A 22,923-nucleotide genomic window follows, 5' to 3' on the forward strand; every position below is an offset into this window, starting at 1 on the left:
TCAGATGCAGGCGATAATTTTAGACTTGAATAAATCCATTTGCGGTGCCGGCGAAGAGGCAATTGGAACTGATATTCAGTTTTCATTACGTCCTTTCATAGATTTTCTCAAAGAAAAACGCAGGGAGGAAAAAACAGCAAAGGTCAATTTTTACAATTATTTACTGGAACAGTTTTCAGTATATCCTGAATTGCAGTTTCCTGTACCAACTGGCGATACTGCAAAATACAATCACTTGTATGAGTTGATATATACTGCATTATCTCCTATCATCAATGATGAGGAAGAGCAGCTGTGGGCACTGGGAAGACCGGTTTCGCCCTGTTTCTATTACGGTACCAATGCCTTTTACGCCGTATTGCTGGGTAAGGATGGTGCGTTGAAACATAATATTGCATTGCCTTCAAAAGAGGTAATGGAACAAAGTAAACTCAGGAATTTTTACAACCTGATCCTCAGGAAGTTCTACGACTTTACCCTTGGGGGACATCAGGATACGATTAAATCAGTCGTTGATCAGGATACACATCTCGTGAGGTATTACCGGATGAATATCGATAACCGCTTCCTTGAAATCACAGCTAATACCGATCTGCCGGAATTATCAGTAGAGCGGGTGAAAGAATACCTCGATGATGAAAGTTCAAGTCTGGATATGCTGGCCAGGCTTCTGCCTCCCTCGATGTTCCGATTTGAAGGGCTTTCCATTGTGAGTCTGGTAGATGTCACTGCTGAATATGCATTGGAAGCTATCAAGAATACGATCATTGAACACAATCAATGTCTTGAAGGTTGGAATAACTCAACAATTGTAACGGCACTGAAGTCGCTCGTAGGTACGCCAACGATAGAATTTAGCCTGCTGCCTTATATGAAGCTGAACCAAAAGACCTTGCTGTACAGCCATGAAGGTTTTGAAAGCATCATTATCAAACAGGCAAAGCGCAACGGACTGCCTGAAAGTGAATACACTTTTCTTGCTGATAATTTTGTAGCACACCCGCGGAGACTGGTCTTTACTGACATGTCGAAGGTCGATACCGAAGAATTTCCATTGCTGAGACTCCTCAAAGATAGTGGCATTCAATCGTACGGACTCTTTCCATTGTACTATAACGCAAAGCTGGTGGGATGCCTTGAATTATATTCCTATGAATCCCTTGCCTTTAATGGTAGCATTCTTTCTAACATTGAAGCCGCATTTCCATTGCTTGCCCAGTTGTATCAAAATATTATCGTCGATTTCAACAACGAAATCAATGCGATCATCACCGATAAATTTACGGCACTGCAGCCCTCGGTGCAATGGCGTTTTATTCAGGTGGCCTATCAGTACATGAAATCCGGTGGCGCTGAAAAGAATCTTCCTGTAGATCCGGTTTTGTTTAAAGATGTTCATCCTTTTTACGGAGCGATTGATATCCGCAATTCCAGCATCGAACGTAACCTGATGATCAGAAGAGACCTGTATGCTCATTTTGAAGTTCTGGAAGTTACCCTGGAACACCTCAAAACGAAAATTCCGCAGGATTTTACAGAGGACTTTCCAAAGCAGAAGTCGGTATGGGACCACAGAAGTTTCGATGAAATGTCTGACCGCGAGATCATGAAAACTGACGATTACCTGCAGCGGCAGCTTCCTTCATATTTCAATATGCTGAAAGATCAGCATCCTCAAGCTTCGGATCTGATCGACGAATATTTTAACCAGACAAAGCCGGGAAGCAAGATCTATGAAAACCGCGACAACTATGAACTGAGCATGCAAATGATCAATCATGCACTGAACCGGCAGCTGGATGAATTTAATGCTGAGCTTCAGGAGCTCTATCCCTGCTACTTTGAAAAGTTCAGAACCGATGGTGTTGAATTTGATATTTATCTGGGCCAGTCGATCACTCCCGATCAGCAATTCGACCGTCACTACCTAACGGATTTCCGCTACAGACAACTGAAAGCCATTGCCGAAATTACACAGGTAACGGGAAACCTGACGCCTCATTTACCTATACCGCTGGAAACGACACAGCTGATCTTTGTTTATGATAAGTTGATAGATATCGGTTTCCGCCTGGATGAACAACGCTTTGATGTGGAGGGCAGCTATAACATCCGGTACCAGATGGTAAAGAAAAGAATAGACAAGGCACACCTGATAGAAAGTACCGAACGGATTACTCAACCGGGGAAAATTGCGATTGTTTATTTCAATCCTGCTGAAGCTCAGGAATATTTAGGTTATATTCACCGTTTGCAGGATCAAAACTTGCTAACCAGCCTGGTAGAATACATCGATGTAGAAGAATTACAGGGAGTAGAAGGCTTGAAGGCATTACGTGTTGAAGTAGCAATGAACAATAGGGCATAATAAGATATACATGGTTTTCAGGAAGATTAAGATTAGTTTATTGGCGATTGTCTTTTATACAGGCTTGCCCTGTATGGCTGTAGCCCAGCAGTTTCAGAGCAGGGACTCGATCACCATTGCTATCTCTCCCGTTTACGACTCTGTAAGTAAGGCACACCGCTTTTTTTTTGGTGAGAGCTACCGAAAACTCTGGGCAACGCCTGTCAAAATAAGGATCATAGATCTCCAGAAAGAAAGAGGAGGGATGAAGATCCTGAAACTGGGTGGCGGAAATCAAACGCGTTCCCTGCAACTGAAGGATGCCTCGGGCACCGAATGGGCACTGAGGACTGTTCAGAAATACCCCGAGCGAGGCTTGCCGGAAAACCTGAGGGCAACAATTGCCAAAGATATTGTACAGGACCAGATTGCTACCAATCATCCTTTTGGATCATTGATCGTGCCGCCACTGGCAGACCTGCTGGACATTCCCCATGCGCATCCGGAAGTGGTCTATGTGGGGGATGACCCCGGCCTGGAGGAATATAGAAAAGATTTTGCCAATGCTGTATATCTCATTGAGGAACGGTCGCCAATAGGCCGGGAGGAAAGTGATAATACGCTGAAGGTTGAGCGCAAGCTCGAGGAAGATAATGATCACTATGTAGATCAGAAACTTCTGCTCAGGGCCAGACTGCTGGATTTTATTATTGGCGACTGGGACCGGCATGAAGATAACTGGCGCTGGTTAAAGGAAGAAGATAAAAAAGGAGATAAGGTTTATATCCCTGTCCCCAAAGATCGTGATAAGGTATTTTACAGTACCTCAGGCGTATTGCCATGGGTGCTTTCACATCAATGGCTCAAAGCTAACTTACAGCCTTATCAGGCTGAAATCAGAGCGATTGATCAGTACAATTTCAATCAGCAGAACTTTGACCGGTATTTCCTGAATGCACTATCAGAAAAGGACTGGAGAGAGGAGCTGAAATATGTGCAGGGTAAAATCACGAATGAGGAATTACGTAAGGCAATGAAGAAAATTCCTGCTGATATATTTGCCCAGGGAGGTGAGGAAACACTCAAAATCATGATTGCCAGAAAGGATAACCTTAATAAAACGGCGCTCGACTACTACCGCTTTTTATCAAAAACTGTAGAGATTACTACTTCCGGCAAAAAGGAGTACTTTGAAATCAAACATCAGAAAGATGGAGATATTGAAGTAACAATCAACAATATCAAAAAGGATGGTGATAAGGGTAGGAAAGTCTATCACCGTACTTTCGACCATAGACTTACACAAGAAATCAGGCTGTATGGCATGGCGGGTGAGGATGTATTTGATGTGAAAGGGAAAACAAAATCCCCGATTACCGTGCGACTGGTAGGGGGAGATGATAAAGATACTTTTAAGGTAAATCCAGACCTTGATGCCAGGGCAAAAACCTATGTTTACGACCGCATAGATGAGGAGAATGTACTGCCTGCCTCCTCAGTGGCAAAACTGCGTTTGTCTAAAGACACGGCTGTCAACCAGCATAAATTCAATTATATCTATGACCAGTTTGGTCCACTGTTTCATCTCAATTACAGTGTCGACCGCGGTATTCAGCCTGGAGTAGGCCTGATTATACAAAAGCAGGGTTTCAGAAAATATCCATATGGCTCCAAACAGGAGTTCTGGGTAGATTACTCCACCGGTAGAAAGGCATTTATCCTCAGCTATAACGGAGATTTTAAAAAGGTAGTCGGCGACTATAATTTTAAAATCAATGCGCAATTGCTGGGACCCCATAACCTGAGTAACTTCTTCGGACTGGGTAATGAAACGGCATTTATTCAGCACGACATCGAAGGACCAGGTGAAGATGATGAGATCGACAGGGGGATTTCTTATTACAGGAACCGCTATGATTATTTTACTGCCGATTTTCAGTTGTACAAAAATCTGAATAAATGGACCATTGGCGCAGGTTTAACAACAGAATACTATACCAGCAGCAGAGCTGCAAATGATGAAAGGTTCCTTAAAGATTTTGATCTCACTAATCCTGAAGAAGCTGTTTTTAATGACCAGTCTTACCTGGGCCTTGTTACTCAGATTAATTACGATTCGAGAGATAATGCGGCAATTCCTAAAAAAGGGCTGTACTGGAACACCAGGATTTCAGGAAGTCAGCAGCTCAATGGCGACTACGACCGCTATGGTAAGCTGCAGACGGAGTTCCGTGCGTATTTTAATCCCGGCAAAGGTGGTTTTGTCATCGCAAACCGTGTAGGTGGTGGCACTACATTTGGCAACCCAGAATACTTTCAGCTTATGCAGCTAGGTGGTGTTCACAATCTCCGCGGCTATCACAGCAACCGTTTTTCCGGCAGGACTATGGCTTATGAAAGTCTTGATCTGCGGATGAAACTGTTTGATTTTGCTTCCTACATTGTTCCGGGGTCACTGGGAGTACTGGCATTCAATGACGTAGGCAGGGTATGGTATCCGGGCCAGTCTTCGGATAAATGGCATTACGCTTATGGCGGTGGTATATACATTGTGCCCGCTGAACTGATCCTGATTCAGGCTGCGGTTGGAATATCCAAAGAAAGTACTCTGCCTTATATTTCTGTTGGATTTAACTTCTAAAAATTGGTATTGCCTCTGCAGGCAATACCAATCAGACTTACTTAAGGGTTTTGTAGGATACTTTGTAGCTCAGCTTTGTGCCGCTGATCTGTGAACTGATGGTCTCGGGGTACTGATCTGCGTTGTAGGTATAGGCAAAGAACTGATCACCCGAAGGGGCCAGGGGATAAGTACTGGCGCTGATATTATTCACCGAAGAATGAAATAGGTTGTTCTGTGCTTCAATGGCAAATAGCCAGCTATACCTCACGTTTTTGAACAGCCCGTTTTTATCATCATAACTGTAATTTGCCCGCACAATCCCACTATCGCTCTGTTCACTTAAGAGGTTCCCATTGTCAGCATAAACTCTCTTCTCGGTACCTTTGAATTTTTCGCGTTCATTTTCCGTCACGTAGTAACTGATTGTAGCGATTTTGGAATCGCTCTGATAGGATATTTCAAATTTGCTTAGCATGGTGGCGCCGGCAGGCGAGGGTTTGTATTTTGTGCCCCTGATAATCCGCCCCTTATCATCTACTTTATATTGGGTGAAAGCGGTTTCCTTCGCCCCGGTATAATAATGGAACATTTCAGGCTGACCAGAGGCACTAAGTTCTAATATTGTACTGCTGCCATCTCCGTACTCAATCTTGTTAAGGGAAAAATCCGTGGTGTAACTAAATGTCATTTTTGCTGATCCTGTACCCATGCTGGTCGGAACTAACCTGTTTTGAGGTTGGACAATGACGGGGTTTGCTGCACCGGGAATCTGCTCAGATTGCTGAACATCTTTTTTACATGCTATTGGCAGGAGGCATCCTGCAGCGAGGAATACCGAAAGAATTTTTAGATAAATTTTCATATTCGTAATAGTTAAGTTAATTGATTTCTAACTTAATCCCGTTTGTATGAATGTTGGTTATTTATTTAAAAAAAATCGTCCCTCATATTCTTTTATTCCGTGCAGGTTTATTTTAAAATAATCAAACAAAATGTCGTTTTATCCGGTTATAACTCATATTTTGATCTCAAATTTTGTTCAGTTTCTTTGCCCCCCATCTTTAAAATTATTATGGAAATAATTCACTTGAGTGCAGAATGTTATCCGGTCGCCAAGGTTGGCGGACTGGGCGATGTTGTTGGTGCTCTGCCAAAATATCAGAATAAACTCGGACACTTTGCTAAAGTGGTCATGCCGGCTTACAACAACCGTTTTCTATGGGACAACGAGTTTGAAGTGGTCTATGATGCCTGGGTTAATCTGGGACGTCAGGCATTTCCTGTACGTATCCTCAGGGAAAAAACCAATAAACTGGGGTTTGACCTGTATCTCGTTCAGATTACAGGATTAATGGATAGGGAAGGCGTGTATGGATACGGTGATGATACCGAGCGTTTCCTGGCTTACCAGATTGCAGTGCTCGACTGGATCAATCAGTGGGAACACCGTCCTGATGTCATCCACTGCCACGACCACCATACTGGCCTGGTACCATTCATGACCGCAAATTGTGAGCGTTATAAAGATCTGAACCAGATACCAACGATACTCACTATCCACAACGCCCAGTATCAGGGACAATTTGGATGGGATAAATTACATTATCTGCCTGCTTTTGATCTCTGGAAGTCGGGTTTACTGGAATGGAGAAATGCCATCAATCCGCTCGCTTCAGCTATAAAATGTGCGTGGCGGGTAACTACCGTCTCCCCAAGTTATCTCGATGAATTAAGTCAGCAAGCCAATGGCCTCGAAAGCCTGCTCAGGTGGGAACGTGGCAAATCTTCTGGCATCCTCAATGGCATAGATAATGAGGTCTGGGATCCTGCAAAAGATCCTATGCTGGAAAAAACTTACAATCTTAGGACAGTAGATAGTGGCAAGAAAGCAAACAAAGCGGCCTTATGTGCTGTTTTTAACCTGGACCCCTCAAAACCACTGTTTACTTTTATCGGCAGACTTGTAGGTGAGAAGGGGGCGGATTTGTTACCGGATATTTTTCACAATGCACTTGCGCATAGCAGGGGAAATATCAATATTCTTGTTTTGGGGTCAGGTGACCCGGTGGTGGAAAGGAAATTATCAGAACTTCATCAGTGGTTTTCAGGTAATTATAATGCTTACATCGGGTACAATGAAAAGTTGTCTCATCAGATTTATGCGGGAGCAGATTTCCTGCTGATGCCATCGAGGGTTGAGCCCTGCGGACTTAACCAGATGTACGCCTTAAGATATGGAACTGTTCCAATCGTGAGGAGGATCGGTGGATTGAGAGATACCGTAACAGATATCGGAGACGGGGGATTTGGAATTTGTCATGACCAAACCAGCGTTTGGGATGTTGGTCAGGCAATGGGAAGGGCTTATGAGCTTTACAAGGATAAAAAAAGAATGAAGGGTATCCTTAAATATAGTATGCAACTGGATCATTCCTGGGATAAGGCAGCCCAACAATATATAGATACATACCAAATGTAAATTTAATAATTATATGACTGAAAAAGTATTAGGAGTTATTCTTGGCGGTGGTCAGGGCTCCAGGTTGTCACCATTGACCCAAACACGTTCAAAGCCGGCAGTTCCTATCGCAGGGAAATACCGTTTAGTAGATATCCCTATTTCCAACTGCCTGAACTCTGGTATACACCGTATGTTCGTGCTTACGCAGTTTAACTCTGCATCATTAAACAAACACATTAAGAACACCTATTACTTCAGTCATTTCAGTGATGCGTTTGTGGATATTCTTGCTGCGGAGCAGACACCTGATAACCCTACCTGGTTTCAGGGAACGGCCGATGCTGTAAGACAGACAATGCACCATTTGTTGCAGCACGAGTTTGAATATGTGCTGATCCTGTCGGGTGACCAGCTGTATCAGATGGATTTCAATGAGATGTTGCTTGCCCATGAAGAAAGTGGTGCTGCAGTTACGCTGGCAACAATTCCCAGTACGGCAAAAGATGCTACAAGTTTTGGTATCCTGAAAGCTGATGAAAACAATATTATCACTTCATTTATAGAGAAGCCAAGTTCAGAGCTACTGGTAGATTGGGCATCCGATACAGGACCCGAAATGCAGGCTGAAGGCAGAAATTACCTGGCCTCGATGGGTATCTATATTTTTAACCGTGACTTGCTGCTGAGGATCTTCGCAGAAAATCCTGATGAAAAGGATTTCGGCAAAGAAATTATTCCGAGAATGCTGAAGGAGCAGAAGGTGCTGAGCTTCCAGTACGAAGGTTACTGGACAGATATAGGAAACATCTGTTCGTTCTTTGAGGCTAACCTCGGGCTGACTGATGATATTCCGAAGTTTAACCTTTTTGACAGTCATCAGAGCATCTTTACGCGTCCGCGTATGTTGCCGCCAACAAAGATCTTAAGTTCCTCACTGGATAAGGCTGTGATTGCTGAAGGCTGTATTCTCAATGCAGATTACATCAAACATTCTGTAATTGGTATCCGTTCGCGGATTGGTAACGGTACGACCATTGAAAATGCCTATATCATGGGTAGCGACCGCTATCAGACGCTTGGAGAAATAGCGGAAGAAAATTCAAAAGGGAACCCGCTGATCGGAATTGGCGACCGCTGCAGAATTATCAATGCGATCGTTGATAAGAATGCCAGGATAGGTAACGATGTACAAATAACCGGTGGTGAGCATATGGCAGACGGGGATTTCCCTTCCTATGCTGTTAAGGATGGAATTGTGGTCGTGAAAAAAGGTGCGATCATTTCAAACGGTACAGTAATAGGTTAATCCTAAAGCTGATTAAAAAAGGGATGTTTATCATAAACATCCCTTTTTTTATGCGTCTTTATCGGCTGAACATGCTGCCTAATTCGTGGGTAATTTCCATCATACCGTCATCAAATCCCTCTTCGTAACCCATTCTGAATACCTCAAGAAAATATTCTTTTGATTCAATATCAAGATTGCCCTCTTCCAGTTCTTTCCGCATAGCATCATTTGCAGCCTCCTCCGGATGGTACAGCTCAAAACTGTTTCTCTTATTTTTCAGTTCAGTAGCGTAAGTTGTACGTTGGTCAGGTGTCAGGCCAGAAAGTTCTGCGGCGATAAATACATCTTTGAACTGTTCATCCTCAATCCACTGAGGTACTTTACTCCAGCGGTGCAGATGTTTCAGCAGGTAGAACCATTTATCAAGATCTGTCTGCAGCTCTTTTCCGGGTTTGTAAAATTCAGGAATTTCGAGGAATCTGAAACCTATCTGGCCTGCAGGCTCCAGTTTCTTATCCACTTTACTAAAACTGATTTCCCTGTAGTATGTCGGCTCACAGTCGCCAAAACTAAAGTCCAGCAATCCGATCATATAGTGCTGATTTACCGGCTGGCCAAATGTTGAGTGTTTGTCTGCCAGTTTTCTGAAATACCTGGAGATAAACTCCCGGGAGCTTTTGCGAAAGGATTTTTGCTCCACTTTGCAGAGCATAACAGTAAATTGTTGCCCATTCTTTTCCGTGCACAGCAAATTGGATATTGTATCCTCGTCATTGTCATTTTCAAAATGGTTAAAGACCAGATCTGCAATCTCTTTTTTTCCTTCAAAAACTGCATTTAGAAATTTAAGCAGGATCTTTTTATTCAGCTCGGTGCCGAAAAAATAGCTAAACCCAAAATCTGATAGTGGGTCAATGTAACGGTTGGTTTTTTCTGACATAGTTTTAAAATTAGATGCCAAAAGTAATTCCGTTTATTTATTAAAGGCAAATTAATTTATTTTAAAATTAACAAATATTTAAAATTTACCGTTATTATGTTTTGATAGTTTAATTATATTTTTATTCGTGTGTTGTTTACTGTGGGATGTCCGGTACAGATCAGTACCCTTCCGTTCGCAATTTCCTCATCAGTCAGTATCTCATTATAATCCATTCTTACATTGCCGGAAGTACAGGTGGCTACACAAGAACTGCAGATACCTGCCCGGCAGCTGTAAGGTACATTGATGTGATGCTCCAGCGCTACCTGCAGAATTCTCTTGTAGTAAGGAACCTCAAGCTGATAGATATTGTCCTCAAAGTCGAGCACCACCGTATACGTGTTTTTATCTCTTACTTCTTTTTCGGTCATGTCGTCGTCGTCTGCTTCATCCTCAGGAATAAAGTAAGTTTCCTTTTTAATCTGGTCCAGACGGTAACCCATGGCCAGTAATGAAATACGGCACATCACCATGTAATCGATGGGGCCACAAGTATAACAAAGGGCGTCCGACTGGTCGTATTCAAGATTGGCAGCAACAAGATCCTGTATCAGAAAGCCATTTAACCTGGCAAACTGTAATCTTTTGGCATCGCTAAACAGGAAGATCAGCTTGAATCTTTCAGGATAACGTTGCTGCCAGTCGTTGAGCTCGTCAAAGAATAAGGTGCCGGACTGTGATTTATTACTATAGATCAGTACTATCCTGGACTGATGCTCTTTAACCAGTGCTGTTTTTAAAATAGAAAATACCGGAGTGATGCCTACGCCCGCTGCAAAAAGAAATACAGTGCGTTTGATCTCCTCAACAGGATGATAGGTAAATTCCCCGTTGGGAAGCAAAGCGGTAAGGATATCGCCGACAGCAGTTTTATGATGCAGGTGTTTGGAAATTTCTCCATTTTCAACCAGCTTCACCGCAATACTCAACGGCTCTTCCACATCGGGAGAACTACAGATGGAATAGGAGCGTCTGATTTCTTTTCCATTGACCTTAAACAGAACAGTAAGAAATTGCCCCGCCTCATAAACAGGCATGAGACCATCAATAGTGGCTAACTGAATAAAAACATTGTCACCGGGCTGCTGGGAAATTTCTGTGATACGTAACTGTATTGTGGTCATTGCACAAATCTATTGATTTCCTTTAAACATAATTGAACACCAGCGAGAAGATTGTCTTTTCACCTGGCACTGAACTCACTTCCAGACTCCCATAATGCATTTTCATAATGTTCCTGGTGATGGTCAGCCCGATGCCGGATCCATTTTTCCGGGTGGTAAAGAAGGGCACAAATATCTTCTCCAGCAGGTCAGGATCTATACCTTTGCCGTTATCTTCCACATCGATAAACAGCTTATTTTGTTCCAGCCGGTAGTCAATCGCGATCAGTGGCTGTTCAATTCCTTCCAGAGAATGGATACTGTTCGTTACGAGGTTGATCAATGCCTGCTCCACCAGCTTGAGGTCTACATTCACGCTGATCTTTGATGAGGTTTGTCCCACCTGCAGCCTGATGTTCTTTGCCGCAGCGAAAGGTTGCATCAGCACTTGTATATGCTGCAGTATCCCGCCGATACTGTGGAACTCTAGTTCCGGAGTAGGCAGCTCAGCAATCAACCTGTAGTCCTTCACAAAGCCCAGAAGACCTTCTGATCTTCTTTTGATCGTCTGTATCGCCGGCTTGAGGTCTTCGAGATCCTCCTTGCTCAGGAATTCTTTATTGATCACCATGCTGTTGATGGTGTCGGAAAGTGAACTGATTGGGGTAATAGAATTGAGTATCTCATGAGAGATCACCCCGATGAGCCTGTTCCATGCCTCAATCTCCTTTTGCTCAATCTCATCCTTAATATTCTGAAAGGAGATAATGGTGTAATCTGCCCCATACAGGTTCAGTGGGATTACCTCTGTAGACAACTGGATCAGTTTCTCCTGTATCTTTAATTCCAGAAATCTTTTTCCTCCTCTGCGGATATGCTCAATTTCTGCTGTAAATACCGGCAGGTGTTCCTTGAGCCTGTGCCAGTACTTGTAGGCAGGCACATTGAGCAGTAGCGTTGCCGCCTCGTTAAAAAAAGCGATTTCTATCTGTCCGGCACTGTTCTTGGTTTCCTTGACCACAATTACCCCTACAGGAACCTGCTGCAGGATGGTTTTAATCAGCTGAAACATGGCATCCTGCTCCAGCTGGATATCTCTGTGAGTTTTGATGATCTCATCAAAAGAACTATAGAGGTCGGGGAAACTTCCCCTGGTGCTTTTGTTTTTAAAATTCAGCGTATGGTCGCGCGTTTTGATCGCCAGAATAAAGCGTTTGATATCAGACCTGATCTGGTTGATATAACTATACAGGGAAAAAATAGCCATCACCATCAGGAGTGATAGCCCGGCAATGGTAAACCAAAGTCGTGTTTTCAACACCAGGTAAAGCAGTAGCCCTCCCAGTAAATTGATGAAGAGTAGCTTAACAATCAGCCTGAAAGTAAAACGCTCGTAAAACATAGGCTATAGTCCAAATTTTTCTATCCTGCGGTATAAAGCGGCCCTGGTAAGCCCAAGTTCTGCTGCTGCACGCGATATATTTCCCTTATGTGTATCTATGGCCTTTTGCACCATCATTCTCTCCATCTCTTCCAGGTCCATGTTTGCGGTTACAGGTGTTGCACTGCCAAAACGCTGCGGACTTAGCTGCAGGTCAGTCTCGGTGATCTCATGCCCGTCAGCCATAATCACAGCCCTTTCTATGACATGCTGCAGCTCCCTTACATTGCCGGGCCAGTGGTAATTCAGCAAGGTTTTGCCGGCCTTATCATCTATCCGGCTGATGCCCTTATGGTATTTAACGCTAAAAGTCTGCAGAAAATGGTTAGCCAGCAGCAGGACATCTTCAGCGCGCTCATGCAGCGGCGGCAGCATCAGCTCAACGGTATTGATCCTGAACAGCAGATCTTGTCTGAAGGTTCCTTTTCCTACCATTTCATTAAGTGGCATGTTGGTAGCGGTAATCAGTCGTACGTTGACTTTACGTTCTTTGCTTTCTCCAATCCTGGTGACTGTACGGTTTTGCAGTACCGTCAGCAATTTCGATTGCAGCGGCAGGGAGAGATTGCCGATTTCATCCAGGAAAATTGTACCATTGTCGGCCAGCTCAAACCTTCCCGGGCGGTCATCTCTTGCATCGGTAAAAGCACCTTTTGCATAGCCAAAGAGTTCACTTTCAAACAGGTTTTCATTCAGCGATCCAAGATCGACATGCATGAAGATATGGTTTTTTCGCAAAGAGTGTTTATGCAGCTCATAAGCAAAAACCTGTTTTCCGGTTCCATTTTCTCCGAGGATCAGCACATTAGCATCGGTAGGGGCAACTTTAACCAGGGTGTGCTGCAGCTGTTTGATGGGCGCTGAGCTGCCGATAATATTTTCGAACTTCCTTGCGATATCGTTTTGCAGGGAGGAATGGATCTTCTCCAGTTTTTTTACCTTCTTGGTAGACTGACGGAGTTTGGAAGCTGCCGAAAGGGTAGCATACAGCTTATCGTTCTCCCAGGGTTTCAGGATAAAATCTACAGCTCCTTTTTTGATGGCCTGCACAGCAAGCTCTACATTTCCATAGGCGGTCATGAGTATCACTACATAGTCTTTATCAATTGATAAGATATGTTCAAGCCAGTACAAACCCTCGCGACCGTCACTGGCACCTTTTTGATAGTTCATGTCCAGCAGGATAATATCAATCTCATTGTGGCTCAACAGCACATTGATCTCTTTGGGGGATTTGCAGGTGACAACCTGGTTAAAGTGCTGTTTCAGAAATAGTTTTGCACTCAGTAGGATGTCATCATCGTCATCAATCACTAAAACGTTTGCTTCTGTCATTTTATAAGATTTATCCAAAAATAATTGAAATGTCCGATGTTGTACATTAACTGTCCGATAACGAACGCTATTTTTTATGATAATTTATTAATGTATTGAATTATAGTGTCTTAAGTGCTTTATTTTTCTTTGGCATATCCTTGGCACAAGGGAAGCAGAACGAATTAGGCAATGGATAAGATCATAGAGAAAAAGAGGTTTAGTAAAAAGATGGTGCTGATGACCATCGGAGGTATATTGCTGGTTACGCTGGTAGCCTACGGTTATAAATTATCCCTGAGCAAAGTATACAGGGCTGATGCCGGTAAGCTAACCATCAGCAAAGTTCAGTACGGTGATTTTGAAGACGTAGTACTGTTAAATGCCAGTGTAGTACCCTTAACTTCTGTCATCGTGAGTTCTTCAGAAGGAGGGACTGTTGCAGAGATCTTTGTAGAAAACGGAGCCAGTGTAACCAAGGGCACTCCATTGCTCAGGATCGCCAACCCGCATGCACTTTCAGGATATACTACCAGCGAAACGGGTATCATTGAGCAGCAGAACCAGCTGCGCAAGGTACGCCTGGACCTGGAGCAGAACCAAAGGGTCATGACCCAAGACATGATGGTCATCGAAGATGCGCTGCGGACGGCAAAACGGAAGTACAGAATTGACAGTGCGCTCTTTGCCAAAAAGGTGATTACCAGAGAAGAGTTTAACACCTCGACTCAGGATTATGAGTATAACAAAGGCCGTAAAGAGATCATGAAACAGGCGGTAAAACAGGAGAACCAGAGCCGGATCATGCAGCTGAAACAAATTGATTTCTCTGTAGGCCGCATGAATGAAAGCCTGGAATCTATCCGCGAGAACATTGAAAACATGACGATCAAGGCTCCTGTTTCAGGGCGGTTGTCATCTTACGATCCGGTTGTAGGGAAATCGTATACGGCGAATGAGATGCTCGGCAAGATCGATGTATTGCAGGGTTATAAACTTCAGGCAGGGGTGGATGAATACTATGTAAACAGGGTGAAAGAGGGGCAGACTGCCAACTGTGAGTTCAATGGTAAGACCTATGAACTGCGGGTGAGCAAGGTGATTCCTGAAGTTACTGCAGGACAGTTTCAGGTAGAGATGGTTTTCCAGGGAAAATCTCCCGAAGAACTCCGCAGGGGCTTATCTTTACAGGTAAAGCTCACCCTGTCTGACAACAGCAAATCGCTGCTGCTCGCTCAGGGACAATTCTTTCAGAGTACCGGCGGCGCATGGGTATTTGTGCTGAAAGACGGTAAGGCACAGAAGAGAAATGTGAAGATCGGACGTAAAAACTACCAGTACTATGAAATTATGGAAGGACTGCAGAAGAATGAGGAAGTGATTACCTCGTCCTACGACCAGTTCAACCAATACGATGTAATTGAAGTCAATAAATAAGAAAAAATTATAAATAAGATCATCATGATAAAAATTGAGAATCTGGAGAAAGTATACAAGACGGAAGAAATAGAAACTACTGCACTGAACGGAATAAACTTGCATGTCAAAGCCGGTGAATTTGTCTCCATTATGGGACCCTCAGGTTGTGGTAAATCCACGCTGCTCAATGTGATGGGTTTACTGGATAAGCCTGAAAGTGGAAGCTACAAATTTCTGGAAACAGAACTGCTGACGATGAACGACAAGCAGCGTTCAAATTTCCGTAAACAGCATATGGGCTTTGTGTTCCAGAACTTCAACCTCATCGATGAACTGACAGTATTTGAAAATATAGAACTGCCCCTGATTTATAACAAAGTGCCGGCAACGGAGCGCAAGCGTCTGGTCAACGAGATTATCGAAAGGATGAACATCGTCAACCGCAGCGGACACTTTCCTCAGCAATTATCAGGGGGTCAGCAGCAACGTGTTGCAGTAGCACGGGCGCTGGTCACCAAACCAAAGCTGGTACTGGCGGATGAGCCTACGGGAAACCTGGACAGCTCACATGGAAATGAAGTGATGGAGCTGCTTTGTGAGCTGAACGAACAGGGGACAACGATCGTAATGGTTACGCACTCTTCGCACGACGCGAGTTTTTCCAACAGGATTATTAACCTGAAGGACGGACATGTGATCTCCGAAAAAATAAATAAAAGCCGCACCGAGGAATTGATTTAGAAAATAGCCATTCAGGTAGCTGGTGCCTTTGAAGTTTCGTCTGGGGTTCTTCAAAGCACCGGCGGCCCCTGATGGTAAAACGTTTCATTATGTTTAAACTGAATTTTAAAATCGCGCTTAGAAACATCTGGAAGAACAAGACTTCCTCGCTGATCAATATCAGTGGGCTCGCTATTGGCCTGGCAGCCTGTCTACTGCTGCTGCTGTATGTGTCTTACGAATGGAACTTTGATAAGCAGACAAAAGATGATGCTCATACCTACCAGGTGATGATGAACTACATCGGTTCGGATGGTCAGGTAACAGCTACCGGGCAGAGTTCCTCCAACATGCTGGTGCCGATGTTTAAAGAGAAATACAGTTGGGTAAAAGCAGCAGCGAGGCTGAGCTGGGGAGCATCTTTTTTATTGTCGGGCAATCACACCAGCTTTAAGAAAAATGGAATGTTTGCTGATCCTGACATCCTGCACATTTTCAAATATAACTTTATCCATGGCGATGAAAATACAGCGCTGGATGCACCAAATAGTGTGATCGTTACTGAAAAGACTGCGCGACTCTTATTTGGTACCACTGACGCGCTGAACAGATCAGTACGTTTTCAGAACCAGCTGGATCTCAGAATTACCGGTGTGATCAAAGACTTGCCGGCAAATCTATCCAGGTCCTTTGATTACCTGATGCCCTGGTCAGTTTACGAATCTCAGTTTGCCTGGGTAAAGGAGTCGAACTGGGAGAATTTCAGCTTCACCACCTTAGTAAGGACAGACCCCTCAGCGAATGTTGAGCAGCTGAATGCATCCATCAAAAATATTTATCAGAAGAACCAGTTTGGTTTAAAGATTCCATTCTTCTATCCTTACAGCAAACTACATCTGTATGGTGAGTTTAAGAATGGTATAAGTACTGGCGGCAGCATCGAACAGTTGCGTCTGTTCATGGGACTGGCCATAGGTATTTTGCTGATTGCCTGTATCAATTTCATGAACATGGCTACAGCGAAATCTGAAAAGCGCGCTAAAGAGGTAGGGATCAAGAAGACGATCGGTGCTACGAGAAGCAGTTTAGTGAGTCAGTTCCTGATGGAGTCTGTGGTATTGACAGTATTAAGTGCCGTGATGGCGATGGGCCTGATGGAAATGTGTATTCCTTTTTTCAATACGCTGTTGGGGACCGACTTGCACATCAACTATTCCAGTGCATCGATATGGCTGGGGTTAATTGCTGTTGTGCTCATCACGGGCTTGATAGCCGGGAGTTACCCCGCATTTTATCTGTCTTCCTTTAATCCTATTCAGATTTTCAGAAAGCGAAATCACAAAGGCGTATATGCCATCACGCTGCGGCAGGTACTGGTGGTTGGGCAGTTTGCTTTTGCGGTTATTCTGATCATTGCCACTACGGTAATCTATCAGCAAATCCAGTTTATAAAAAACCGTCCGGTAGGCTATCAGATTGATCATCTGGTGGAGCTGGAGCAGGATGGTGAATTGCACGGCAAGTTTGATCTGCTTAAATCCAGGCTGCTGGAATCAGGTGCAGTGACAGCTGTATTGCAGTCCTCCACAACTATTACAAAAGAGCTTTCAAGTGCCGCCGGCTGCGAATGGCCGGGCTCCTCAGAAAATGATAAGCTCATCAGCTTTAACACGATTGCCACCACTTATGGATTTGTAAAAACGACAGGTGTTAAATTGCTGTATGGACGAGATTTCTCAGCAAAATTTGCTTCTGATTCCAATGCCATACTGATCAGTCATTCAGCCATGAAAGTAATGAACCTGAAAAATCCTGTAGGACAGATTGTAAGTCACCATGGGGAAAAGAATGTGATTGTTGGGGTTTTTGAAGATTTTATACTGGGCTCTCCTTTCAGCACTGAAAAACCTTTGATTCTGCACTTCAATAAAGACTGGAGCGGAGTGGTTACCATGAGATTAAATCCGGTACGCCCGGCTGCTCAAAACCTGGCTTTAATTGAAGAAATTGTGAAGCAGATCAATCCTGCATACCCTGTAAATATCACGTTTGTAGATGAGCTATATGCGAAGAAGTTGACAGAGCAAAGGGTTCTGGGTATCCTGTCCAACCTTTTTGGCGGACTGGCGATCTTTATTTCATGCCTGGGGCTTTTTGGTCTTGCATCTTACAGCGCGGAGCAGCGCACCAAAGAAATCGGCGTCAGAAAAGTCCTCGGTGCGTCGGTAAGCAGCCTGATGAGGCTCTTGTCCTTCAGCTTTTTAAAAATGGTGGGGATTGCCATCATTATTTCCATACCAGTGGCAAATTATATCATGTCCCACTGGCTGCAGAGTTTTGAGTTTCATACTTCGGTGAATTGGGTGGTCATCCTGCTGGCGGCGGCTGGTACGATAGGGATCGCCTTATTCACCGTTAGTTTTCAGGCTTACAAAACTGCAAAAGCGAATCCTGTTGATGCATTAAAATACGAATGATATGTTTAAACTAAACTTCAAAATCGCGTTAAGAAACATCTGGAAGAATAAGACTTCTTCTCTGATCAATATCAGCGGATTAGCTATTGGTTTGGCTGCCTGTCTGTTGCTGCTGCTTTATGTCGCCTATGAATGGAACTTTGACAGGCAGACGGCAGATCCCTCCAATACGTATAAAGTAATCGTCAACAATGTAGATGCAAACGGAAAAATCACGGGCACCTGGCTTGCCTCTACAAATGCAATTGCTCCTTTGTTCAAGCTGGAATATCCTGAGGTCCAAGCTGCAGCAAGGATTGATGCGGCCGGAAAAAAGCTGATTGCGAATGGCCGGAAGAGTCTGAAAAGAGCTGCCTGTTATGCCGATCCTGATATCCTGAACATTTTTGAGTACAGCTTTACCGCGGGCGATGCCAGCAGCGCCATGGCTGCACCCAATAGTATTATTCTGACCGCATCTACTGCGCTTGAACTTTTTGGAAGTACAGATGTCCTTAACAAAACTGTTCATTACGATGATCAAATCGACCTCAAAGTAACAGGTGTGATCAATGATCTTCCAAAGAATACTTCTGTGGCCTTTGATTTCCTGATGCCCTGGTCTTTGGATGAAGCACTGAACAACTGGATAAAAGAACCTTCATGGGGTAATTTTAACTACAACACCATCGTGAGGATGGTTCCGGGAACTGATATGGATAAGTTCAATCAAGGCATCAAAGATTTCATGCACCGGCATAACCCCAATGCAAACGCGCAGCTACTGATATTTCCTTTAAGCAGGCTACACCTGTATGATACCTTCCAAAACGGTCTGAGTATAGGCGGGAAGATAGAGCAGCTGCGCTTGTTTATGGGGCTGGCGATAGGGATTCTGCTGATTGCCTGTATCAACTTTATGAATATGGCTACTGCAAAATCTGAGAAAAGGGCAAAAGAGGTGGGCATCAAAAAAACTATCGGTGCCACGCGCAGCAGCCTGATCAGTCAGTTTTTGATGGAATCTCTGGTGCTGACGGTGCTGAGCTCGGTGCTGGCTATTGTGCTCATCGAGCTGTGTATTCCGGTTTTCAATAACCTGCTGGATACCAGTTTAAACCTCGATTACTCGAATGTATCCATCTGGGCAGGTCTTGTTAGTGTTGTTGTACTGACAGGTCTCATTTCCGGAAGTTATCCTGCCTTTTACCTCTCTGCGTTTAACCCTGTTCAGATCCTGAGAAAACGTACTTTCAGGTCTGGATTGCTTACCATTAATCTCCGCCAGGTGCTGGTGGTAACTCAGTTCTGCTTTGCCATTGTCCTGATCATTGCTACTATGGTGATATATAGACAGATCCAGTATATCAAAAACCGCCCTGTTGGCTATGACATCAATACACTGGTGCAAATGCCGCAGGAGGGAGAGCTCTATGGGAAATTTGATTTACTCAAAGATCGCCTGGTAAAATCAGGTGCTGTAACTTCATTGTATCAGTCCTCTGGAACAATTGCCCATCACACATCCTCTTTCTCCAACATGGAGTGGGAAGGTTCTACGGAAGCGGATAAAAGTATCAATTTTTCACAAATAGCCACTACCTATGACTTTGTAAAAACTAACGGTATCAAATTGATTGCGGGCAGGGATTTCTCAGAAAACTTCGCATCAGACTCTGCTGCCTTAATGCTGAACAGTACGGCAGCAAAATTGATGAACTTGCCTGACCCGATAGGACAACAAGTGATGTACCATGGCAATAAGTTTACAGTAGTAGGCGTCTTCGAAGACTTTATACAGGATGCTCCCGGAACTAAGGAAACCCCGCTGGTGGTAGCTTTTATGAAAGGCTGGAGTGGTGTAGTAACGATGCGCTTAAATACTGCCAATACAGTTGCTGAAAATCTGGCCACAATAGAAAAAGTGGTGAAAGACATCAATCCTGCCTATCCTCTGGAGCTCAGCTTTGTGGATCAGCTGTATGCCGAAAAATTGAAATCACAAGAGGTACTGGGCACGCTTTCGAACATGTTTGGAGGCCTTGCCATCTTTATTTCCTGTCTGGGATTGTTTGGACTTGCTGCTTACAGCGCAGAGCAAAGAACAAAAGAGATTGGTGTGCGCAAAGTACTAGGAGCATCAGTTGCCAGTTTATTGCAGCTACTCTCAGTCAGCTTTTTAAAGATGGTTGGATTTGCAATCATCATTTCGATACCCCTGGCCACCTATATGATGAACAACTGGCTGAAGGACTTTGATTACCATACCAATGTGAGCTGGGTAGTGATTATCGCCACTGCCTTTGGCACGCTCGCAATTGCCCTGCTCACTGTGAGCTACCAGGCGTACAAAGCTGCAAAAGCTAATCCCGTTGATGCCTTAAAATACGAATGATATGTTTAAACTGAATTTTATAATCGCCCTGCGGAATTTGTGGAAGAATAAAACTGCTTCCCTGATCAATATTTCGGGCCTCGCCATCGGGCTGGCATCATGCTTACTGCTGTTGCTGTATGTGTCTTATGAATGGAACTTTGATAAACAGGCAAAGGACGCAAAGGATATTTATAGGGTGTTGGTGAAGTTTGACGGTACCAATGGTGAAATTCGCGGCGTGGGCTACAGTACACCAAATACAATTGGGCCCGCATTAAAAGAAACGTATAGTAGCGTGAAGGCCATGAGCCGCCTTGATGATGAACAACCGAGACTTATTGCTAACGGAAGAAAAAGCTTTAAAAAAACAGGCCGTTTCGCCGATGCTGATATCCTTAAAATATTTGATTATCATTTTATAGCCGGCGATCAGAAAACGGCACTCGATGCACCAAATAATGTCATACTTACTGCATCGATGGCCAAAATGCTCTTTGGTACAACAGATGTTCTCAATAAATCTGTCCGCTTTGAAGATAAGGTAAACCTGAAAATTACCGGGGTAATCGAAGATCTTCCGGAAAACACTTCTATAAAACTGGACTATCTGATGCCATGGACGTTGTTCGAGGGTATGTACGAATGGGTCAAAAGACCAATGTGGACCAATAATAACTGGAGTACCTTCGTTAAAATGGCACCTTCTTCCGATATCGAATCGCTGAATCATAGGATAAAGGGAATAATTAAGGAACACGTTTCTGACGCTACTTCGTCTCCCTTTCTGTATCAGTTCAGCAAGTTGCATCTGTATGGTAAATTCACCGGCGGAGAAAACACGGGTGGCAGGATTGAGCAATTGCGCCTCTTTATGGGCCTTGCAATAGGTATCCTGCTGATTGCCTGTATCAACTTTATGAATATGGCTACCGCGAAGTCTGAGAAACGGGCAAAAGAAGTAGGGATCAAAAAAACTATTGGTGCTACGCGGGGTAGTCTCATTAGCCAGTTCCTAATAGAATCGCTGGTTTTAACTCTAGGTAGTGCAGTAATGGCAATTGTTCTCGTAGAGGTATTCCTTCCACTGTTCAATAACTTGCTGGGCATAAAGATGGGGATTAACTATGCCAATCCTTACCTCTGGATCAGCCTGATCGCGATAGTCATTTCAACAGGCATTATTGCAGGAAGTTATCCGGCATTTTACCTGTCTTCTTTCAACCCGCTACAGGTACTGAAAAAGCGAAATCCTGGTCGGAAGTTCTGGTCAGTAAGTCTGCGTCAGGTATTGGTAGTCGTACAGTTTAGTTTTGCGGTGATCCTGATCATATCCACAGCCGTGATCTACAAACAGATACAGTACCTGAAAGACAGACCGGTTGGATATGAAGTAAATGATCTGGTGGAATTGGCTCAGGACGGGCAGCTGGAAGGTAAGTTCGAACTTTTGAAACAACGTTTACTGCAATCGGGCGCCGTATCCAGCATCTGTCAGCTATCGGGGACTATGTCTAATAATAATTCCAATTTCTGGGGTCTGGAATGGCCGGGTTCAACGGAAACAGACAGGCATATGGTGTTTAATCAACTTTCCACTACTTACGACTTTGCAAAAACTACCGGTATCAAAGTAGTTGAAGGAAGGGATTTTTCCCGTCAGTTTCCTTCGGATACAGCAGCAGTGATGCTGAGTCAGTCGGCCGTGAAAGTGATGAATCTGGTTCATCCGATTGGCACTATTGTAAAATACCAGGGAAATGATTGTACTGTCGTCGGCGTGTTTGAGGACTTTATCTGGGGTGCTCCTTTTGAAAAGGAAGAACCTTTAATCGTGGCATTTAACAAGTACTGGAGTGGCTATGTCACAATGAGGCCTAATCCTGCTCATCCGATGTCAGAAAATCTCGCGGTGATGGAAAAGATTATTAAAGATATCAATCCGGCTTATCCCGTAGAATTTAAATTCATTGATCAGCTGTATGGAGAGAAAATCAAATCGCAGAAGATATTAGGTTTGCTATCAAATGTTTTTGGTGGACTGGCAATATTTATCTCCTGCCTGGGTTTATTTGGTCTTGCTGCTTACAGCGCAGAGCAGAGGACAAAAGAAATTGGTGTACGCAAAGTGCTGGGTGCCTCGTTGTCGAGTCTGATGCAATTATTGTCGCTCAATTTCCTGAAGATGGTGGCTTTGGCGATCATTATCGCCATTCCTGTTGCTAATTATGTGATGAACAACTGGCTGAAAACCTTTGTATTTCATACCACTATCAGTTGGGTAATGATTATCCTGGCTGCACTTGCAACTATTGCTATTGCAATGATAACGGTTAGTTATCAGGCGTACAAAGCTGCAAAAGCTAATCCCGTTGATGCCTTAAAATACGAATGA

Annotated in this window: 14 protein-coding genes; 9 read left to right on the forward strand and 5 right to left on the reverse strand. The window is 43.9% G+C overall.

The features are described 5' to 3' along the window. Positions 1-4 precede the first annotated feature (4 nt). Together OQY15_RS10555 and OQY15_RS10560 are read left to right on the forward strand one after the other, a co-directional pair. The gene (locus OQY15_RS10555) at positions 5-2,368 is read left to right on the forward strand and encodes a GAF domain-containing protein (protein ID WP_265791307.1); all 2,364 of its coding nucleotides are present in this window, start codon (positions 5-7) and stop codon (positions 2,366-2,368) included. Positions 2,369-2,441: 73 nt separating this feature from the next. Next, the gene (locus tag OQY15_RS10560; RefSeq protein ID WP_265791310.1) at positions 2,442-4,988 is read left to right on the forward strand and encodes a BamA/TamA family outer membrane protein; all 2,547 of its coding nucleotides are present in this window, start codon (positions 2,442-2,444) and stop codon (positions 4,986-4,988) included. Between the two features lie 37 nt (positions 4,989-5,025). On the opposite strand, the gene OQY15_RS10565 is transcribed toward OQY15_RS10560, so the two are convergent. Then, complete coding sequence (locus tag OQY15_RS10565; RefSeq protein WP_265791312.1) at positions 5,026-5,832, reverse strand: hypothetical protein; 807 nt, start codon at positions 5,830-5,832, stop codon at positions 5,026-5,028. Between the two features lie 210 nt (positions 5,833-6,042). On the opposite strand from OQY15_RS10565, the gene OQY15_RS10570 reads away from it, so the two are divergent. Together OQY15_RS10570 and OQY15_RS10575 are read left to right on the forward strand one after the other, a co-directional pair. Continuing rightward, the gene (locus OQY15_RS10570) at positions 6,043-7,449 is read left to right on the forward strand and encodes a glycogen synthase (protein ID WP_265791317.1); all 1,407 of its coding nucleotides are present in this window, start codon (positions 6,043-6,045) and stop codon (positions 7,447-7,449) included. Between the two features lie 13 nt (positions 7,450-7,462). Further along, positions 7,463-8,737: a glucose-1-phosphate adenylyltransferase gene (locus OQY15_RS10575; RefSeq protein ID WP_265791320.1), complete on the forward strand. Its 1,275-nt coding sequence runs from the start codon at positions 7,463-7,465 to the stop codon at positions 8,735-8,737. Positions 8,738-8,795: 58 nt separating this feature from the next. Here OQY15_RS10575 and OQY15_RS10580 read toward each other — a convergent pair whose 3' ends face one another. The 4 genes from OQY15_RS10580 to OQY15_RS10595 all read right to left on the reverse strand — a co-directional run bounded on the left by OQY15_RS10580 (position 8,796) and on the right by OQY15_RS10595 (position 13,580). Next, complete coding sequence (locus OQY15_RS10580; protein WP_265791324.1) at positions 8,796-9,659, reverse strand: PD-(D/E)XK nuclease family transposase; 864 nt, start codon at positions 9,657-9,659, stop codon at positions 8,796-8,798. A 113-nt stretch (positions 9,660-9,772) separates the two neighbouring features. Continuing rightward, positions 9,773-10,825, reverse strand: coding sequence for a ferredoxin--NADP reductase (locus OQY15_RS10585; protein ID WP_265791330.1), 1,053 nt, complete (start codon positions 10,823-10,825; stop codon positions 9,773-9,775). A 22-nt stretch (positions 10,826-10,847) separates the two neighbouring features. Further along, positions 10,848-12,206 carry a HAMP domain-containing sensor histidine kinase gene (locus tag OQY15_RS10590; protein WP_265791332.1) on the reverse strand — a complete coding sequence of 453 codons (1,359 nt, stop codon included), beginning with the start codon at positions 12,204-12,206 and terminating at the stop codon, positions 10,848-10,850. Between the two features lie 3 nt (positions 12,207-12,209). Further along, positions 12,210-13,580: a sigma-54 dependent transcriptional regulator gene (locus OQY15_RS10595; protein ID WP_265791335.1), complete on the reverse strand. Its 1,371-nt coding sequence runs from the start codon at positions 13,578-13,580 to the stop codon at positions 12,210-12,212. 171 nt (positions 13,581-13,751) lie between these two features. On the opposite strand from OQY15_RS10595, the gene OQY15_RS10600 reads away from it, so the two are divergent. The 5 genes from OQY15_RS10600 (at position 13,752) to OQY15_RS10620 (ending at position 22,923) form a co-directional block, all read left to right on the forward strand. Next, positions 13,752-14,996: an HlyD family efflux transporter periplasmic adaptor subunit gene (locus OQY15_RS10600; protein WP_265791337.1), complete on the forward strand. Its 1,245-nt coding sequence runs from the start codon at positions 13,752-13,754 to the stop codon at positions 14,994-14,996. A 24-nt stretch (positions 14,997-15,020) separates the two neighbouring features. Beyond that, the gene (locus OQY15_RS10605; RefSeq protein ID WP_265791339.1) at positions 15,021-15,719 is read left to right on the forward strand and encodes an ABC transporter ATP-binding protein; all 699 of its coding nucleotides are present in this window, start codon (positions 15,021-15,023) and stop codon (positions 15,717-15,719) included. 89 nt (positions 15,720-15,808) lie between these two features. Next, the gene (locus OQY15_RS10610; RefSeq protein WP_265791341.1) at positions 15,809-18,175 is read left to right on the forward strand and encodes an ABC transporter permease; all 2,367 of its coding nucleotides are present in this window, start codon (positions 15,809-15,811) and stop codon (positions 18,173-18,175) included. A 1-nt stretch (position 18,176) separates the two neighbouring features. Next, positions 18,177-20,549: an ABC transporter permease gene (locus OQY15_RS10615; RefSeq protein WP_265791344.1), complete on the forward strand. Its 2,373-nt coding sequence runs from the start codon at positions 18,177-18,179 to the stop codon at positions 20,547-20,549. Position 20,550: 1 nt separating this feature from the next. Continuing rightward, a complete protein-coding gene (locus OQY15_RS10620) occupies positions 20,551-22,923 on the forward strand; it encodes an ABC transporter permease (RefSeq protein WP_265791346.1) in 2,373 nt (790 codons plus the stop codon).

Origin of the sequence: Pedobacter sp. MC2016-15 (genome assembly GCF_026239695.1) — a bacterium.
In the GTDB taxonomy this organism is placed as follows: Bacteria; Bacteroidota; Bacteroidia; order Sphingobacteriales; family Sphingobacteriaceae; genus Pedobacter.

What these genes read in the sequence shown, in the direction of transcription:
- OQY15_RS10555 (WP_265791307.1), top strand. Translation starts at nt 5, where the DNA reads ATGCAGGCGATAATTTTAGACTTGAATAAATCCATTTGCGGTGCCGGC.
- OQY15_RS10560 (WP_265791310.1), top strand. Translation starts at nt 2,442, where the DNA reads ATGGCTGTAGCCCAGCAGTTTCAGAGCAGGGACTCGATCACCATTGCT.
- OQY15_RS10565 (WP_265791312.1), bottom strand. Translation starts at nt 5,832, where the DNA reads ATGAAAATTTATCTAAAAATTCTTTCGGTATTCCTCGCTGCAGGATGC.
- OQY15_RS10570 (WP_265791317.1), top strand. Translation starts at nt 6,043, where the DNA reads ATGGAAATAATTCACTTGAGTGCAGAATGTTATCCGGTCGCCAAGGTT.
- OQY15_RS10575 (WP_265791320.1), top strand. Translation starts at nt 7,463, where the DNA reads ATGACTGAAAAAGTATTAGGAGTTATTCTTGGCGGTGGTCAGGGCTCC.
- OQY15_RS10580 (WP_265791324.1), bottom strand. Translation starts at nt 9,659, where the DNA reads ATGTCAGAAAAAACCAACCGTTACATTGACCCACTATCAGATTTTGGG.
- OQY15_RS10585 (WP_265791330.1), bottom strand. Translation starts at nt 10,825, where the DNA reads ATGACCACAATACAGTTACGTATCACAGAAATTTCCCAGCAGCCCGGT.
- OQY15_RS10590 (WP_265791332.1), bottom strand. Translation starts at nt 12,206, where the DNA reads ATGTTTTACGAGCGTTTTACTTTCAGGCTGATTGTTAAGCTACTCTTC.
- OQY15_RS10595 (WP_265791335.1), bottom strand. Translation starts at nt 13,580, where the DNA reads ATGACAGAAGCAAACGTTTTAGTGATTGATGACGATGATGACATCCTA.
- OQY15_RS10600 (WP_265791337.1), top strand. Translation starts at nt 13,752, where the DNA reads ATGGATAAGATCATAGAGAAAAAGAGGTTTAGTAAAAAGATGGTGCTG.
- OQY15_RS10605 (WP_265791339.1), top strand. Translation starts at nt 15,021, where the DNA reads ATGATAAAAATTGAGAATCTGGAGAAAGTATACAAGACGGAAGAAATA.
- OQY15_RS10610 (WP_265791341.1), top strand. Translation starts at nt 15,809, where the DNA reads ATGTTTAAACTGAATTTTAAAATCGCGCTTAGAAACATCTGGAAGAAC.
- OQY15_RS10615 (WP_265791344.1), top strand. Translation starts at nt 18,177, where the DNA reads ATGTTTAAACTAAACTTCAAAATCGCGTTAAGAAACATCTGGAAGAAT.
- OQY15_RS10620 (WP_265791346.1), top strand. Translation starts at nt 20,551, where the DNA reads ATGTTTAAACTGAATTTTATAATCGCCCTGCGGAATTTGTGGAAGAAT.